Source organism: Okeania sp. SIO2C9, assembly GCF_010672455.1.
Taxonomy (GTDB): domain Bacteria; phylum Cyanobacteriota; class Cyanobacteriia; order Cyanobacteriales; family Microcoleaceae; genus Okeania.
The window spans coordinates 16,753-34,877 of sequence record NZ_JAAHGO010000062.1 but is presented as its reverse complement, the minus strand read 5'-3'; the positions used below and the strand labels follow the sequence as shown (position 1 = coordinate 34,877).

The window sequence follows — 18,125 nt, the reverse complement described above, 5'->3', positions numbered from 1 at the left end:
AGGTGACACATATATTTGAACTCTGACTCTAGGCGAGACAAAAAAATCAATTACCCTCGGAAAGTAATCTAGAGAAAATTAACAACTCATAGCCATTCAAACTCTGAGAAGACTCAACTTTTAACCAGAAAAAATTGAGTAGGAATGAGATATTTTCAGCTCTACTAAAGAAAATTAACAGCAAAACCCAATCATCTCCCATACATCTATAAATATCTAGAGCAGTATATTTGGAAATTTGGCGATATTTTGATTTTTTCTCAAGTCAAAAGTCAGGTGAAGTATATATTTAAAACCTGATTCTAGCCGAGACAAAAAAATCAATTACCCTCAGAAAGTAATCTAGAGAAAATCAACAATTTACAGCCATTCAAATTCTGAGATAACTCAACTAAAGAAAATTAACAACAAAGCCCAATCATCTCCCATACATCTATAAATATCTAGAGCAGTATATTTGGAAATTTGGCGATATTTTGATTTTTTCTACAATCAAAAGTCAGGTGACACATATATTTGAACTCTGACTCTAGGCGAGACAAAAAAATCAATTACCCTCGGAAAGTAATCTAGAGAAAATTAACAACTCACAGCCATTCAAATTCGGAGAGGACTCAACTTTTAACCAGAAAAAATTTGAGTGGGAATTAGATATCTTTAGCTCTACTAAAGAAAATTCACTACCAAATCTAAATACTCTCTATACATCTATATATATATGGGAAAATTTGGCGATATTTTGATTTTTTCTACAATCAAAAGTCAGGTGACACATATATTTGAACTCTGACTCTAGGCGAGACAAAAAAATCAATTACCCTCAGAAAGTAATCTAGAGAAAATTAACAACTCATAGCCATTCAAACTCTGAGAAGACTCAACTTTTAACCAGAAAAAATTTGAGTGGGAATTAGATATTTTCAGTTCTACAGAATTACGCACTCGCTTTTGACTTATAACTTTCGTGAAACGGTATTAGCTAACCCTCATCCAAGTAAAATGATGAGAACTTCTTCTATATAACTCCACTTTTACTGAGGCAGATAGATAAACGATCACTTATTTATATATAAATAGTTAAATCTGTTAGACTTAACCAATATAAATATTAAGACCATTAACAAACCTAGATACAAACAGATGATGAAATGCAAAATATGTGAATCTATTTCTTTAAAATTTGCTGAAGCTCATATCCTCAACAAAAAATATAAAATCGACTACTTTCAATGTCAAAACTGCAACTTTATCCAAACAGAATATCCTTACTGGTTAAATGAAGCTTATTCTCAAGCGATCGCCTCTAGCGATGAGGGTTTAATCTTCAGAAATTTGATGTTATCTCAAGTTACAAAGAATATTATTGATCGACTGTTTGACTCAGAGGAAAAATTCCTCGACTTCGGTGGTGGATATGGTTTATTTGTGAGATTGATGCGGGATATTAAATACAAGTTTGATTGGCAAGACAAATACTGTGAAAATCTCTTTGCTCAAAATTTTACAGCTACTCTAAACCAAAAATATGAGTTAGTTACTGCTTTTGAACTACTAGAACATTTAGTTAATCCTATTTCTGATATTGGAGAAATTTTAAATTACTCCCAAAATATCCTTTTCAGCACAGAAATATTACCGCCAGACAATCCTAAACCTAATCAGTGGTGGTACTATGCTACAGATGAAGGTCAACACATATCTATATATACAGTTAAATCTCTCCAAATTATTGCTCAGAAATTTCACCTCAATTTTTATACTAACTATTCATCACTCCATTTATTAACGGAGAAAAAAATCTCTCCAGCTTTTTGTGAAGCACTCTTAAAATATGATGCGGAAAATCTCCGAAAAATTCTTAGACAAAATCGGGATTATCTCAAAACATTCGAGAGAATTTTAGGCAAGGAAGAAGGAGGAGACAAGAAGGAAGAAGTAAATTCTCTTAATCTCCCAACATCTACCCCAAAATCTCAACAACTCTCAGACAAAACTCAATTTTTACACCAGGGAAAAGGAGGAGGTATAAATCAAGAAGAAATTTCTCTCAATTTCCCAACATCTACCCCAAAATCTCAACAACTCTCAGACAAAACTCAAATTTTTCAGCAACAAGAAGTAGAAGGTATAAATCAAGAAGAAATTTCTTTCAATCTCCCAACATCTACCCCAAAATCTCAACAACTCTCAGACAAAACTCAAATTTTTCAGCAACAAGAAGTAGAAGGGATAAATCAAGAACTAAATTCGCTTAATCTCCCAACATCTACCCCAAAATCTCAAGAACTTTCAGACAAAACTGAATTTTTACACCAGGGAAAAGGAGGAGGGATAAATCAAGAAGAAATTTCTTTCAATCTCCCAACATCTATCCCAAAATCTCAACAACTCTCAGACAAAACTGAATTTTTACACCAGGGAAAAGGAGGAAGGATAAATCAAGAACTAAATTCTCTCAATCTCCCAACATCTATCGCAAAATCTCAACAACTTTCAGATGAAACTCAAATTTTTCAGCAACAAGAAGTAGAAGGGATAAATCAAGAAGAAATTTCTTTCAGTCTCCCAACATCTACCCCAAAATCTCAAGAACTTTCAGACAAAACTGAATTTTTACACCAGGGAAAAGGAGGAGGGATAAATCAAGAAGAAATTTCTTTCAATCTCCCAACATCTATCCCAAAATCTCAACAACTCTCAGACAAAACTCAAATTTTTCAGCAACAAGAAGTAGAAGGGATAAATCAAGAACTAAATTCTTTCAATCTCCCAACATCTACCCCAAAATCTCAAGAACTTTCAGATGAAACTGAATTTTTTCAGCAACAAGAAGTAGAAGGGATAAATCAAGAACTAAATTCTCTCAATCTCCCAAAATCTACTCCAAAATCTCAACAACTCTCAGACAAAACTGAATTTTTTCAGCAACAAGAAGTAGAAGGGATAAATCAAGAACTAAATTCTCTCAATCTCCCAAAATCTACTCCAAAATCTCAACAACTCTCAGACAAAACTGAATTTTTTCAGCAACGAGAACTAGGAGGGAAAAGGAAAGAAGTAAATTCTCTCAATCTCCCAACATCTACCCCAAAATCTGAACAACTTTCAGATAAAGCTCAAATTTTTCAGCCACAAGAAGTAGAAGAGATAAATCAAGAACTAAATTCTCTCAATCTCCCAAAATCTACTCCAAAATCTCAACAACTCTCAGACAAAACTGAATTTTTACACCAGGGAAAAGGAGGAGGGATAAATCAAGAACTAAATTCTTTCAACATCCCAAAATCTACCCAAATATCTCAACAACTCTCAGATGAAACTCAATTTTTTCAGCCACAAGAAGTAAATTCCCTCAAAATCTCAAAATCTACTCCAAAATCTCAACAACTCTCAGACAAAACTGAATTTTTACACCAGGGAAAAGGAGGAGGGATAAATCAAGAAGAAATTCCTATCAATCTCCCAAAATCTACTCCAAAATCTCAACAACTCTCAGACAAAACTGAATTTTTACACCAGGGAAAAGGAGGAGGGATAAATCAAGAAGAAATTCCTATCAATCTCCCAAAATCTACCCCAAAATCTCAACAACTCTCAGACAAAACTGAATTTTTTCAGCAACAAGAACCTGAAGACAAGAAGAAAGAAGAAATTTATCTCAATCTCCCAACATCTACTCAAAAACCTCAACAACTCTCAGACAAAACTGAATTTTTTCAGCAACAAGAACCAGGAGGCAAGAAGAAAGAAAAAATTTATCTCAATCTCCCAAAATCTACTCAAAAACCTCAACAAATCTCAGACAAAACTGAATTTTTACACCAGGGAAAAGTAGGAGGTATAAATCAAGGAGTAAATTCTTTCAATCTCCCAAAATCTACCCCAAAATCTCAACAACTCTCAGACAAAACTCAAATTTTATACCAGGAAAAAGCAGCAGTGAGAAGGAAAGAAGAAAATTCCCCAAAACCAGAAAAACTTACAGAGATAAACGAACTTTTATCAACTCCAACAACTCCTCAAAAATTGGGAATTAATATTGCAGGTTTTGTTAAAGGAGAATTAGGAATAGGAGAAGGAGTAAGAGCAACACTTCGAGCAGTAGAAACCACAAACATTCCCTTTGTTATCAACAACATTATCAGCACTCCCCATAGAAACTCCGACAAAACCTACCAAAAATTTACCCAAGAAAACCCACATCCAATCAACCTATTTCAAGTCAACGCCAATGAAGTCAAAACCTTTCTCAAAAAACCAACTGTAAGACAATATTTCACCAATAAATATAACATCGGTTTTTGGGCATGGGAACTTCCGACATTTCCTCCAGAATGGATAACAGCATTTACACCATTTCACGAAATTTGGACTTACAGTAATTACTGTGCCGAATCTATCTCAATGGTGTCATCTATTCCTGTAATAAAAATGATGCCCAGCATTTCTCTACCAATTCCGAAAATTAGTAGAAAACAACTAGGTTTACCAACAAATAAATTTATCTTTCTATTTATCTTTGACTTTTTTAGTCGCCTCCAACGAAAAAATCCACTCGCCACAATTACGGCATTTAAAAAAGCATTTGGAAACTCAAACCCAGATGTTTTGCTCCTGATAAAATCATCCAATTCTCAAAAATTTCCTAGAGATAAATCACGACTAATAAATAGTATCGGAGACTCCTCAAATATTAAACATATAGATGGATATTTATCCAAAGAAAAAATCAATGCCTTGCTTTACCATTGCAATTGTTATGTATCTCTACATCGCGCCGAAGGCTTTGGCTTAACAATGGCAGAAGCAATGTTTTATGGCAAACCAGTTATTGCCACTGGCTATTCATCAAATACTGAATTTATGAATGTAGGAAATAGCTTTTTAGTCGAATATGAAAAAGTAGCGATCGCTGATAATTACGGACCATATAAACAAGGAGATATTTGGGCAAATCCTAACATCGAACATTGCGCCAATTTGATGAAATATGTGTTTAATAATTCTGACCAAGCTCAAAAAATTGGATTAAAAGCTGCTGAAGATATTAAGTCATTACTCAGCCCAGAAGCTATGGGTAAAAAAATCAATACTCGCCTTGAATATATTGCTCAAATTACGGAAAACTTTACTAATATTCCAGGCACAAAATTATCTCAGTCTTCTCCAAGGAAGAAATCTCCACTTGTTAGTATTTGTATTCCTACTTACAACGGAGAAAATTTTATCAGAGCTGCAATTAATAGTGCCCTTTCCCAAACTTACTCCAACCTAGAAATCATAATTTCTGATGATAATTCCACTGACAAAACCCTCGAAATAACAAAATCATTACAATCGGAAAATCCACAAATAGAATTTCGGATTATTTGCCATCAAAATTATGGCTTAGTGGGAAATTTAAACTTCTGTATTTCCCAAGCTAGAGGCAAATATATTAAATTCTTGTTCCAGGATGACTTGCTCGAAAAAAACTGTATTGAAGAGCTTGTCAAAATAGCAGAAGAAGATTCAGAAATAGGCTTAGTATTTTCTCGCCGTCGCGTAATTTTAGAACCTGGTGCAGAAAATAATTCTACTTGTATAGCTGCTTATCGTGGTACTCAAGATTTACACAAAGATTGGTCAAATTTGAAAACTATTCAGTCAGGAAAAGATTTATTATTAGACCCTAATTTAATGAAATATCGCCTGAATAAAATTGGGGAACCAACAACAGTATTAATTCCTAAAACTGTCTTTGAAAAAATCGGACTTTTTGACTCTAGTTTGACTCAAGTATTAGATATAGATATGTGGTTCAGGATTATGGGAAATTACAAAATTGGATTTGTGGATAAGCCTTTATCTCAACTTCGTATTCATCCCCGCCAACAAACTCAAATTAATCTTACTTCTGGGAAAAATCCTCAAGATTATCAAAGGTTTTATCAGAAAATCTTGGAGAATCCCCTTTATAGTTTTTTAGCTGCAGAGGTGAAAGAAACTGTCAGACAAAAATTAAGATTTTTGCTCAAAAAAGACTTTTCTCAACTGCCAAATTTGGTCGAACAATATCGTCGCTTTCCTGGTGATGAGTCGGTTTTAAATAATCTTCGCCAATTACGTCGCCAACTCGCTGAAAAGTTGTTGAGTCTGTCAAATGAACAATTGAAATATTTTTATCAAGCTGAAATAGGTGAAATTTATAAACTTCTGCTCAATAGTGAGATAAAAAATGAAGTTTTAACTGCTTCCGAACAAGATTTTATTGTTAATCTACAGAAAAATTTTTCCACAAAAAATCTCTGGCAAAATCTTTTAGTATTTCTGCTTTATCGGTTTGCTTTTCAGTTACCAATAAATTATCGTAAAGCTGTTTTGCCAAAATGGATTTTTACTGATTTTCTGAATTTTCTATTTGCTAGACCTCTAAATTTTCAGGAAGTTGGAGAATTGGAAAAATATTGTGAGTATGTCAAAGATTTAATTGTGTATTTGAAAGGGAATGTTTGTAGTAATAGTAACTCCGCAGTTAGACAAAGTATTGCTGCTTTTCTTGCCGACGATCTTGATTTAACAGTTTTGTCTTGTTGTGATTTTTCACTTCCGAATATAGCAATCAGGAATCAGATGTGAGAATTGAGGTTTCCTTTAAAGCATAGAATATAGCAGTTTTCTGATTCTTATGTATTCGTTTCTTCCCTCCATATCCATATCTATTCCCTATTCCCTAGAACAAAAGTCTCCAATATCTCACAACTAAAATCATATTGCTATATTTGGCAAAATGTTTTGGAAGTGAGGGAATTTTTTTAGAGTTTAATGGGTATCAACTTGATTATTCCTTTCCCGCAAAAACATAAACATTAAGCTAGCTCACAGTCAGTTTTTAGCTGTTTCATCAATAATGAATATACATTGCTAAGGTCAAGGTGAGTTTTTTTCCAATACTTTGAATTCTCTTTAAATCTCTCAATACTAATTCCTCCTATAAAAGCAATGAATTAATAGCTGATAGCTGACCGCTGTTTGCTTCGCGGTGACAAACGGAAATGCTTATACAAAAACAGGCGTTCGCGGTAGCGATGCGGAGCATTATCGCTCTAATATTCCTCTGGGAATATTACTCTATAAATTAAGCCTTCAACAGGATACTTTTACTGTTATTTCAATCCTCGAAAATTTAGATAGACATAACTTTTAAATAGTGTTATATTATTTTTCAATAGCAAATGATATTCTGGGTTATTTCTGTCAAAAAAATATATACAGCGGATTCCACCTTAGTGAAGTACACCCGTCGCGGACAAGATACCCGCACTGGGAACCTTTAATTGTTAATATCTGTACTTCATATAAATATAACTGGAATCTGTTGTATGTATATTTATCTTTCTAGAAAACCTTTGAAAAATCCCTAGTGGTGTACAAGTAGTGATTTTTGCAGTTAAGCTCCTTATCAGTGAAAGGTAAGCATTTCGGTCCGAATGCGGAGCTAACAGTGGTCAGCTATTAGCTATCAACTATTGATGATTAGAGGAGGTATAGCGTTTCTCAAAAAGCGTGAGATACAGTTATCTTTTTGTCTTTTTATTCCCTGTTCCCTCAAACCTAAAATTTTGTACCTCACGCTTTTTGGGAATTGCTATAAAAGCAATTGATAAATTTGGATAGAGTTAAAACTTACTGTCAAATTACCGAATAATTCAGGTAAAATGCCTCTCTTTTAAAGGAGAAACAAGCGGTCGAGGGATGGCGAGGTCTCGGAGCTGACCTCCAATCGACCAAGAGAGAAAAAATTTTCATGATTAGTCAATCCTCTCCTTGAAAAGAAGAGGTAATTATTAATAATTAATTATTAATTGTTGAAGCTTCTTTAAGCTTATAAAGAATTATTCATTATTTACTGTTTGCGTAACATCCCCCAGGAAAGTGCTGACTGCTAAGAGCTAAATGCTTAAGGTAAAAGGAGCTTATTTATGAAGATAGCTAAATCTACAGGACTACCAAAAAATCCATCTAAATCTGTAAATAATATCTGTGCTTAAGACCAATTTTAAAAAAGAATGTTACGAATAGTAAGAGGGATAAAAAAAACTTTACAGGAGATGTCCCTTTGACAAAAAAGATAATTTACACCCTAAAAAATGGTATGAAAGCCATTCCCATACGACTCCTGAGGACTGAGGACTAACTCCTAAGAAATACCCTAGCTATTTGTAGCAAACATTTATCAATTTGGTATAAGACGACCAAAAAATTAAATTACCATATCAATCCCTCATAACTGATTTATAGTCAAGCTCGGTCATTTGCTATACAACTTTTCTTCAGCTTTAGCTGCAATATCTCTTAATTTTTCACCAGTAAAATTCAAATCTTGTTGAAGATTATCAATTAATTGATTGAGCTGATTTTCTCTTTATTTAGCTTCTATATTCTTGAGAATAGGCAAGATAATTATAGAAGCTAGAGCAGTGGTTAAAACTTCTTGTCTCAGCACTAACGAAATTAATCCTAATTGTACTAGCAAGTGGAGAAACCCAAAAATTATTAGAATTACGCATATCCCTATTCCTCCCATAACAGATAAGACAATTGAAGGGTTATTAAAAGATATACTACTGCTTGAGTGTAATGTATCTAAGGTAGTGCGAAACTGCTCATAAAGAGAAGGCTTTTCGCGGTTTAATTTTCGTAACCAAGCACCATTAAAGTGATTACTGTTTGACCATTTTTAAACTTCATTTTTAATCACACTATTAACAAAAGCAGAATTTAAACTACCATTACTTTTAACTTGGCGACGAATATTAGTTTCCAAAATATCCATAAAAGTTTGCCACTGAGAAGCAAATTCTGATTCCCAACTCATTTTAATACCTCCGCTTTTATTTGAGTAGTTTTCTGTTTGAGAATATATATAAAGCAAGCATTCAGATGTCAGCTAATTTAGGGTTTACTGAAAAAGTCTTATGGTTGAGGGTAGAATTCATAATTTAGAGGAATTAGCAGGAAGAAGTATCCCTTTATTTTTCTCTCCTTATCTACTCAAAACCCTGATTTTTTTTAGCTCCCTAGACCAAAAACCATAGACCTTTTTTAACTCTAAAAAGGCTCAAATATTTACATATAAAAGCTTTGAAAGTTAATCAGCAAGCCCTAATTTATTTATGATATTTGAAGAATGAATTAGTATTGAGAGATTGAGCAAGAATTAAAAGTTATATTAAAAGCAAAAGTATCAACTAATCTTGGCAACCTATATTCATTCTCAGCTTAAATTCTAGATAGGGTGTACACGCTTCTTTAATATGGTTTATTATTTTATTTTTAGATTTATTACTTAACGTACTTAAAAGAAGGTCTTTAATGTTAGAAAGTGGTTTAAGATTTATTAATTCACGAGAGTCTTGTTCCCAAGTTTCCTTAATTTCATGAGTATATGCAATTAAATCATTATAGACTTTTTGCTTAATTCTGTCACGGTAAAAGAAGATAGTAAGACAACAAAAATTGGTAGTCCTACAGCCGTAATGGTGTACAGGAAAAAGGAATGCGTGGCATGGGAGCAAGATGCTCCCACTGTTCTCGTAACAAAAATAATAAAAATGCACCACCACCCAAAAATTAACTCTCTTGTTTTTGTTACTAAACAATGTATAAAAGGATTGTAATAATTGCAGTTCTGGTTAGCAAATGAAGTTGAGATTAAGACTGCAAATCAAGTCAAATTTTAAATAATCTAAATCAAACAGAATTTAATTCTTAAAAAGCCTGAATAAAACGTAATTTTATATCCTAAAAATGGGAGTTATAATGATGCTAATACAGGGTAGGAAACTAACTAATGTAATAAATAAAAAAAACAGTAAAATCTAGATTGACAAAGCACAATAAAAAAATCAAATGTAGGAGAAAAAGACTACTATAACTCTTAACTATCTGACTAGATAATCATGATTGAACTAAAGCTATTATAGACTCTAGTAACAATGATGTTATGATTAAGTAAACTCTAATATAAATATTTTGACTAGCATATTCATCCGGATAGTACCCAAGTTAAAAACAGTTAGTGAAACTATGGACTAATAAGTATATATTTTGACCCATATTCGTAGTGCCATGACTCCAGTATAGATACCACTAACAGGGGAACAGGTCCAAATAGCAATGCGTCAAAAGTCAAAATAACCTATTTCTTTCTTTATATTTTTAAGATTAAAGACAAATCAATATAAAGAAATAATAATGATGTGGCACATTAAGTTACCACTACTTTTAACAGAAGACTAAATTAAAAGAGATAGTGCAAGTCAGTTGGAGATATAAAAAATGACAGGACTGTTTCAAATCGGCGATAAATTATTGCAAGCTCAAGATATCCCATCGTTATTACAACGTTATCAATTAATGCCTCATTTTTTAAGAGGGGTGATAATCGACCAAGCGATCGCTAACTTGACTTGCACAGAAGCAGAACAAACTACAGCGGTAGAAAAATTTGAGAGCCAATATCAGTTAAATTCCCCCGAAACCAAACAAGCATGGCTCAAAAAGCAAGACATGACCCAAGAACAATTGGTAGAAATGGCAATCAGGCCAATATTACTAGAAAAATTTAAACAAGAAACTTGGAGTAATCAAGTAGAAAGATATTTTATGACTCGTAAGAGCAGTTTAGACCAGGTAGTATATTCCCTGATTAGGACAAAAAATCCTGGTCTAGCTCACGAACTGTATTTTCGCATAGTAGAAGAAGAACAAACCTTTGCAGATGCAGCTCGTCAACACTCTGAAGGTCCAGAAGGGCGCTCGGGAGGATTATTGGGGCCAGTACCTCTAAGTCAACCACACCCTGCTATAGGCAAAATTTTATCAGTAAGTCAGCCAGGTCAAATCTGGGCTCCACGTCCATTAACAGAATGGACAGTAATTATTAGATTAGAAAAATTTATCCCGGCACAGCTTGATGACTCAATGCGACGCGCTTTAATAGATGAACTATTTGAAAATTGGCTCAGAGAACAAATAGGAAAAATTGGCACTCTTAAGCCACTACGTTCAGATGTAAAAGTATGAAAAATAATTAATAATTAATAATTAATAATTAATAACTACTTCTCCTTGAAAAGAAGAGGATTGACTAAAAGGATGATTTTTTCTTATTTCTACTTAGAAAAGAGAAGCTTTAAACCTTAATTATTCGGCAAATAACATACAATAAAAGTGTTAGGTAGTAGGTTTAAATAATTAACAATTAACAATTACCTCTGATGGAAAACGGATAGGATTGACTCAAAATAAAATTGTTCTTTTTATCCCCTGAAAAGAGGAGGCTTTAAGCCACAATTTTTCGGTAACTACAAGCTTATTATCAAAATAAAGCACGCCATACTACCAAATAAACCAAAACTAATTCTAAATTCTGAATTCTAAATTCTAAATTCTACATGGCTACTTCCTCAACAATATCAAGAACCCAAGTACAAGAATTTCTGGCAGAAAAACCACCATTTAATCGACTTTCAGAAAATGCACTGAAAACTCAATTAGTGGGAAAGTGTCAATTGCTCGGTTACCGTAGTGGCCAACCACTATTTGAAAGAGAAAAAATGCCCACCCAGATAGCAATAATCTATCAAGGTCAGGCACGAATATTAGGTTACGACCAGCGATCGCAACGTCATGTCAGTTTACAGTTGGCAGGGCCTGGAGAAGTCCTTGGTTGGGCTGGGTTGTTACGAGGGACGCCTTGTGAAACAGCACTTGCTTCCACAGATTTAATTGCCGTGACTTTACCAGCCGCAGACTTCTTGGCAATATTAGAAGCAGAGCCAGAATTTGGGGCAGCCTTTTTAGAATGTCCGGCAGTGAGTGAAGTATTTGAACTACTCACTCAAGAATTTGCTAGAAGAGCTGAAGTTAGTGCGAATTTGAAAGAACTGGCTAAAAATGTTGTCGAAAAAACTGTGGTAGTAAACCTACCAAAAGGAGATACAAAAACTAAGGAATTAGCATCTATCTTAGAGTCGGAAAAAATCTGGCTAGTTAGTAGTGGGGTAGTAGGAGATTTTGCTCCGGGTAGTCCAGTGGTTTTAGATGGAGTGGGTAGGTCTTTAAAAATTGAGGGACCCAGAGGAGCAAGAATTTTAGGATTCCCAGAACAACAAGAGCGAGGTGAACTTGAAGATACCACCGTCGAAAATGGGGCACAAAAAACTGAGCTTGTGCCTTTAGATGTATCTATGGTCCCCCAAGCGCCAGCACGTCCACCAGAGCCAACAGTTGCTCAAGATACTCAATCTATAAAATATCCAATTTTCCGGGGTAAGGGAGAAGTACCTGCTGCTTTGGCTTGTTTTCAGATGCTGGCTAAACATCTGAAGCTGAAGTTTCGCCGAGACGTGATTCGTCGGGTATTGGACAATCAGATTCGGACTGCTGGTAGGGTGTCTCTCCAAGCTTGTGGAGCGATCGCCCAGATGATGGGATTAACTGGTCAACTGGTACAGGTTCCGGCAGCAGCGGTTGGTCGTCTGAAGGCTCCAGCTTTAATTCAATGGCAAGACCATTTTGCCGTACTTTACAGCATTACAGAACAAGAGATAGTTCTTGGCAGTCCAGAATTCGGGTTAACTCGCCTCAAACCAGGCCAGTTTGCGGAAATTTGGGGAGAGTCTGGACAAGTTTTATTACTCCAGGCACCAAAATCAGAACAGAAGGAACAGTTTAGTTTTTGGTGGTTTATTCCTTCCTTGATGGAGCATCGCACTGTCTTTATTGAGGTGTTGATTTCTTCATTTTTTGTACAGGTATTTGGTTTGGTCAACCCCCTGATGACCATGATTATTATCGATAAAGTGATGGGGCAACGTAGCATTGAGGCTATGGATGTTCTGGGTCTGTTGATGTTATTGGTTGCTCTATTTGAGGCTTTGTTGGGGGGTTTACGAACTTTCTTGTTTGTGGATACTACTAACCGTATAGATGTCAAACTTAGCTCTGAGGTGATTGACCATTTACTCCGTCTCCCACTCAATTATTTTGATAATCGTCGGGTGGGTGATTTGACGGGTAGGATTGGAGAATTGGCTAATATTAGGAATTTCCTGACAGGTACAGCTTTAACTGTGGTTTTGGATTCGGTATTCTCGGTAATTTATATTGCTGTGATGTTGGCTCTTAACCCGTTAATGACGGCAGTAGCTTTGGCAGGGGTGCCTTTCTTTACTGGGATTATTATTATTAATTCGCCAATTGTAAGAAGACTTCTAAGGAAAAAGGCGGAACGTTATGCTGATTCTCAATCTTATTTAGTGGAGGTTTTAAATGGTGTTCAAACTGTTAAAGCTCAGAATTTGGAACTTCGGTCTCGTTGGGAATGGTCGGCGCGTTATGCGAAGTTTATGACTGCTAGTTTTAATACTGTTTTGACTCAGACTACTTCTAGTTCTATTAGTACTTTTTTAAATAAACTTTCCGGACTGGCACTTTTATGGGTTGGTGCTTATTTAGTAATTGATGGTCAGTTATCGGTGGGGGGATTAATTGCTTTCCGAATTATTGCTGGTAATGTGACAGGTTCGTTGCTGCGTTTTGTGAGTGTTTGGCAGAGTTTCCAAGAGGTGGGAATGTCTATTGAACGACTTCGAGATGTTTTGGATACGGAGGCAGAAGTGGATGAGGAAGACCGGAATAATATTGATATGCCGCCGATGAATGGGGGTGTTAAATTTGAGGAGATTTCTTTCCGATTTACTCAAAGCGGACCTTTACAATTGGCTAATGTAAATTTGGAATTTCCGGCTGGTTATTTTGTGGGAATTGTTGGTTTGAGTGGTTCTGGAAAGAGTACGTTGATGAAGTTATTACAGCGTTTATATCCTCCTCTTTCTGGTCGAATTTTTATTGATGGATATGATATTCAAAAAGTAGAATTATATTCTTTACGTCGTCAAATTGGAGTGGTTTTACAAGATACTCTCCTATTTAATGGTACGGTTCAAGATAATATTGCTTTGACAAATCCAGATGCAACTACTGATGAAATTGTCAGGGCGGCTAAAATAGCAGTTGCCCATGATTTTATTATGAATTTGCCTAGTGGTTATAACACGATAGTGGGTGAAAGAGGTGCTTCTTTATCAGGGGGACAAAGGCAAAGAATTGCTATTGCTCGGACGGTTTTACAAAATCCAAGATTGTTGATTTTAGATGAGGCAACTAGCGCATTAGATTACAGTTCGGAACGTCAAGTTTGTGAGAATTTAGCGGAGGCTTTTGCTGATACAACGGTGTTCTTTATTACTCACCGTTTAACTACAGTGAAAAATGCTAATACTATTATTATGATGGATAAAGGTTCGGTGGTGGAACAGGGAACTCATGGTGAATTAATGGCGGTTAAAGGTCGTTATTTCTGTCTCTATCAACAACAAGAAGCTCAACAATAATTGGGGAAGGAGACAGGAGACAGGAGACAGGAGATGGAAGAAGGAGTCAGGAGACAGGAGACAGGAGACAGGAGTTTTTTTAGGAGGTAGGAGGTAGTAGGGAGGAGAGAGGAGAGAATAGGAATTAGGAGATTATCTATGTTTTTCAATTGCATTTATATACGAATCTAATAGTTTACTTACTTCTTCTAGATCCAGTAGAAGTTTTGAAGTATCTCCATATCCAAGGTCATTTGCCAAAATTAGGTAATACCGACTTTCTTCTAATGAACCTTGTGCAATATTCAAAAAAAGCATAATTCTAACTCCTTCTTCCAAAAAACCAACTCCTGACTCCTGACTCCTTCTTCGATATTAGCTGGTACTGATACAGATGCTCTCCTTAACTGACTTGTTAATCCATAGGTTTCTGTTTTGGGTAAATTGCTGCTAAAACCATAGACTTCTAAAACAAGTTGATGTGCTTTTTGCCAAACTATTAAATCTCGAAAGTTTTTAGCAGGTTCTCTTTTCATTCTGACTCCTGATTCTATATTCAAACTACGTTCCAACCAAAAAGCATAATTCTAACTCCTGTACGGGCAAACGGCCGTTTCGTTTGCCCCTACCACTGACTCCTGTTTCCTGTCTCCTGTCTCCTGACTCCTCAAAAAAACTTCTGTCTCCTGACTCCTGTCTCCTGACTCCTGTGAAATGAAAATTCAAACAAAATACTATAGACAAAAATTAAGAACAAAATGGATACTCAATCTACATCATTAAACGAACAACCAGTCATTCTAGAAAAACCAGCCATATTATCTAGGCTATTTCTGTGGATGATTATGATAATTACCAGTTCAGCAATAATTTGGGCTTACTTTGCAGAGATAGACCAAGCAGTACCAGCTACAGGACAATTAGAATTAAAAGATGGTTCCATAGACGTACAAGCTCCTACCAGTGGAAATGTAGTTAGACTTCATGTAGAAAATGGCGATCGCGTAGAAAAAAATCAACCATTACTAACTTTTAGTCCCACTGCTCCTAGTGCAGATTTAGGTTCTGCTAAAGAATTAAGAGACACTCTAAAAAGAGAAAATCAGTTTTATAAAGAAGTACTAAATGGTAAAGTTCCGACAGCTTTACCTCCAGATTTACAAAAATTAGCTCAAGAGCGACAAACTAGAATATCGGAAAATCAAACATATCGTGCTCTAATTGATGAGCTTTACCTAAATAGAGGTGGTTTTGTTAATGTTGACCCTAGTTTGCAAGGATTATATGTAAACTATAAAGCTGAATATAATTCTCGTGTAGCTTCTGTAGAATTACAAATTACAGAGCTAGAAAAACAACTTCAACAAGCAGAAGAAGAGGAAGAAGCAGCTAGAGAACAATTAAGAGTAGCTCAAGACCAATTGCAATATGCCAAACAACAATTACAGTTTGCCAAACAACAATTAAATAATAGTAAGCAACAGCTAACTTATGCTAATGAACAATTAAGAAATGCAGAAGAGCAACTAAAATTCGCTAGGGAACAACTGAATAATACTCAGGTACAATTAAAGAATTCTGAAGAGCAATTAAAGTATTCTGAAGAACAATTAGAGTTAGCTAAAGGACAGTTAGATAAGTCAGAAAAAGTGTTGGATTCTAATGAAGGAATTCTCGATCAAATATCTCCTTTGGTAGAAGAAGGAGCAATTGCTGAATTGCAAAAAAAACGTCAGGAACAAGAAGTATTTCGTGGGGAAAGTGAAATCTTAAGACAACGAGACCAGATACAATCAAGGGCAGGAGAAATTAATACTAGAAAAGGAGAAATAAATGCTAGATTAGGAGAGGTAAATTCTCGGTTAGCAGATATTAATGCTAGAGAAGGAGAAGTAAATTCTCGTAGGTCTGATATTAATACATTAGAAGGAGAAATAAATACTCGTGAAGGAGAAATCAATTCTCGCCTATCAGATATTAATGCTAGAGAAGGAGAAGTCAAAGCTCGTCAAGCAGAAATACAACGCGCTAGGTTAGAGCAACAGCGTTTAAATGTATCTATTAATAGAACTAAAGAACAGTTAAAAAATACTAGAGATGCTTGGGCCCGGGAACTTTATGCTAGAATTGCTGAAAATGAAGGAAGGGAAATTGCCAGAATAGATTCTCAATTTACTCGTCTACAACTTGATAACAAAAAGAGACTAACTGAAGTTAATGCTCAGATTGAAAAGTTAGAGGAAACTCGCGATAATCAAGTTTTAAAAGCACCAGTTTCTGGAGTGATTTTTGATTTAAAACCTGTTAGTAAAGAAGAGTCTTCTCTAGATATAAAAACTGACCCTATTTGTCAGTATGTAATTAATGATGTTTTGAAACCTAATGATATCAGACCTGAAAGATGTGAAGATGCGTCTTATGAAGCACAACAAACTGAACCATTATTGACAGTATTGGATGATGATGAAGGTTTAGAAGCGGTAGTTTATATTCAGAATAAAGATATTGCTTTGGTATTAAAAGCTTTAAATGATAAGCGGAAAAAATTAGAACCTTTTCACGAGCAAGAGTTAGCTGGTGGAGAAGTTATTGAATGCGAACCAGGTAAAAAATGTGCTTGTCCGGAATTGAAAGAAAACCGAGAAAAATTAGGTTTAAGTGATGTGGAATGTGTACCTGTAGAAGTACAAGTTGAAGCTTTACCAGCTAATGAATTTGGTACTGTAACTGGGGAAGTTATTTCTATTAGTGATGATGCTATTCCACCAGACCAACAAGCAGGAAGACCTTATTTTTCTTTTGAAACTACAATTGATTTAGAACGGCAAACTTTTGTTCTGGATAATGAGAATGATTTGGAAATTGGTTTGCAGAATGGTATGGCAATTAATTCAAATATTAATGTTGGTAAGCGGACTGTTTTAGAGTTATTCTTTAACAGATTTACTGGCAAGTTTAAGAGTTTGACTAATGTGAATTAGAATTGAGAATTGAGAATTGAGAATTGGGGATTGAGAATTGAGAATTGAGAATTGAGAATTCTGAATTAGCTAAATTTGCAGTCAGCTAGTAAAGGTAGGAGTTAGGATAAATGGGAATTATAGAGGAGGTAGGAATATTGATCGGCTTTTATTAGAATTTAGAATTTAGAATTCAGAACATAGTTCAAATTCTTTCTTTCTCCTAACTCCTGACTCCTGACTCCTCAGCAATTTGAAATTAAATTGAATGGGGAGATAATTTGATGATTCAAATTAATTATTCAGCTATGACTGACAAAGAGTTGAGACAATATTTTATTAAACATCGTGAGGATAAAGTTGCTCTTCAAGCATATTTAGACAGATTAAGTAGACATCCATATCAAAAAGTTATTACTACTTTAGACGATCCTGATTTTGATGAGAAAATTCAAGCAGCTATTCGTGACCAGATGGAAATTAAAGAGTAGGGTTTAGGAGAAGCGATCGCTTCTTTGATCTAATCAATAAATATTGTCAAAATCAACAATAATCAAGGTTAACATGATTGAAAGTTCCAATTGAGATATAGTCAAAGATGTTAGTCAAGGAAAGAAAATTTTATAATATCAAGATATGTTATTCTATCAAACAAAACAAAAAGGACAAAAAGACAATTTAAGAATGCATAAGTATCAAAAACTAAAACTAACAAACCAAGGAAAACAAAAAATCCACACCTCCA

The 18,125-nt window shown here is 34.9% G+C and carries 9 protein-coding genes; 6 read left to right on the top strand and 3 right to left on the bottom strand.

Annotated elements, in window-relative coordinates:
* Positions 1-1,140 precede the first annotated feature (1,140 nt).
* Together F6K23_RS30665 and F6K23_RS30660 are read left to right on the top strand one after the other, a co-directional pair.
* The gene (locus F6K23_RS30665) at positions 1,141-6,618 is read left to right on the top strand and encodes a glycosyltransferase (RefSeq protein ID WP_293163056.1); all 5,478 of its coding nucleotides are present in this window, start codon (positions 1,141-1,143) and stop codon (positions 6,616-6,618) included.
* 403 nt (positions 6,619-7,021) lie between these two features.
* Positions 7,022-7,186, top strand: coding sequence for a hypothetical protein (locus tag F6K23_RS30660; RefSeq protein ID WP_293163053.1), 165 nt, complete (start codon positions 7,022-7,024; stop codon positions 7,184-7,186).
* 1,533 nt (positions 7,187-8,719) lie between these two features.
* Here F6K23_RS30660 and F6K23_RS30655 read toward each other — a convergent pair.
* Positions 8,720-8,857 (bottom strand): hypothetical protein, encoded by a 138-nt coding sequence (locus tag F6K23_RS30655; RefSeq protein ID WP_293163050.1) that lies wholly within the window; start codon positions 8,855-8,857, stop codon positions 8,720-8,722.
* 1,463 nt (positions 8,858-10,320) lie between these two features.
* Here F6K23_RS30655 and F6K23_RS30650 point away from each other — a divergent pair.
* Positions 10,321-11,067: a peptidylprolyl isomerase gene (locus F6K23_RS30650; RefSeq protein ID WP_293163047.1), complete on the top strand. Its 747-nt coding sequence runs from the start codon at positions 10,321-10,323 to the stop codon at positions 11,065-11,067.
* A gap of 371 nt (positions 11,068-11,438) precedes the next feature.
* Positions 11,439-14,441 (top strand): peptidase domain-containing ABC transporter, encoded by a 3,003-nt coding sequence (locus F6K23_RS30645; RefSeq protein WP_293163045.1) that lies wholly within the window; start codon positions 11,439-11,441, stop codon positions 14,439-14,441.
* A 132-nt stretch (positions 14,442-14,573) separates the two neighbouring features.
* On the opposite strand, the gene F6K23_RS42280 is transcribed toward F6K23_RS30645, so the two are convergent.
* Together F6K23_RS42280 and F6K23_RS30640 are read right to left on the bottom strand one after the other, a co-directional pair.
* Positions 14,574-14,738, bottom strand: a complete 165-nt coding sequence (locus tag F6K23_RS42280) for a four helix bundle protein (RefSeq protein WP_367267867.1) — start codon at positions 14,736-14,738, stop codon at positions 14,574-14,576.
* On the bottom strand, positions 14,726-14,956 hold the full coding sequence (locus F6K23_RS30640; protein WP_293163042.1) for a four helix bundle protein: 231 nt from the start codon (positions 14,954-14,956) through the stop codon (positions 14,726-14,728). Before F6K23_RS30640 ends, F6K23_RS42280 begins: the two co-directional genes overlap by 13 nt.
* 222 nt (positions 14,957-15,178) lie before the next feature.
* Between F6K23_RS30640 and F6K23_RS30635 the strand changes: the two genes are divergently transcribed.
* Positions 15,179-17,401 carry a biotin/lipoyl-binding protein gene (locus tag F6K23_RS30635; RefSeq protein WP_293163039.1) on the top strand — a complete coding sequence of 741 codons (2,223 nt, stop codon included), beginning with the start codon at positions 15,179-15,181 and terminating at the stop codon, positions 17,399-17,401.
* A gap of 263 nt (positions 17,402-17,664) precedes the next feature.
* On the top strand, positions 17,665-17,871 hold the full coding sequence (locus F6K23_RS30630; RefSeq protein WP_293163036.1) for a DUF6887 family protein: 207 nt from the start codon (positions 17,665-17,667) through the stop codon (positions 17,869-17,871).
* Positions 17,872-18,125: the final 254 nt, after the last annotated feature.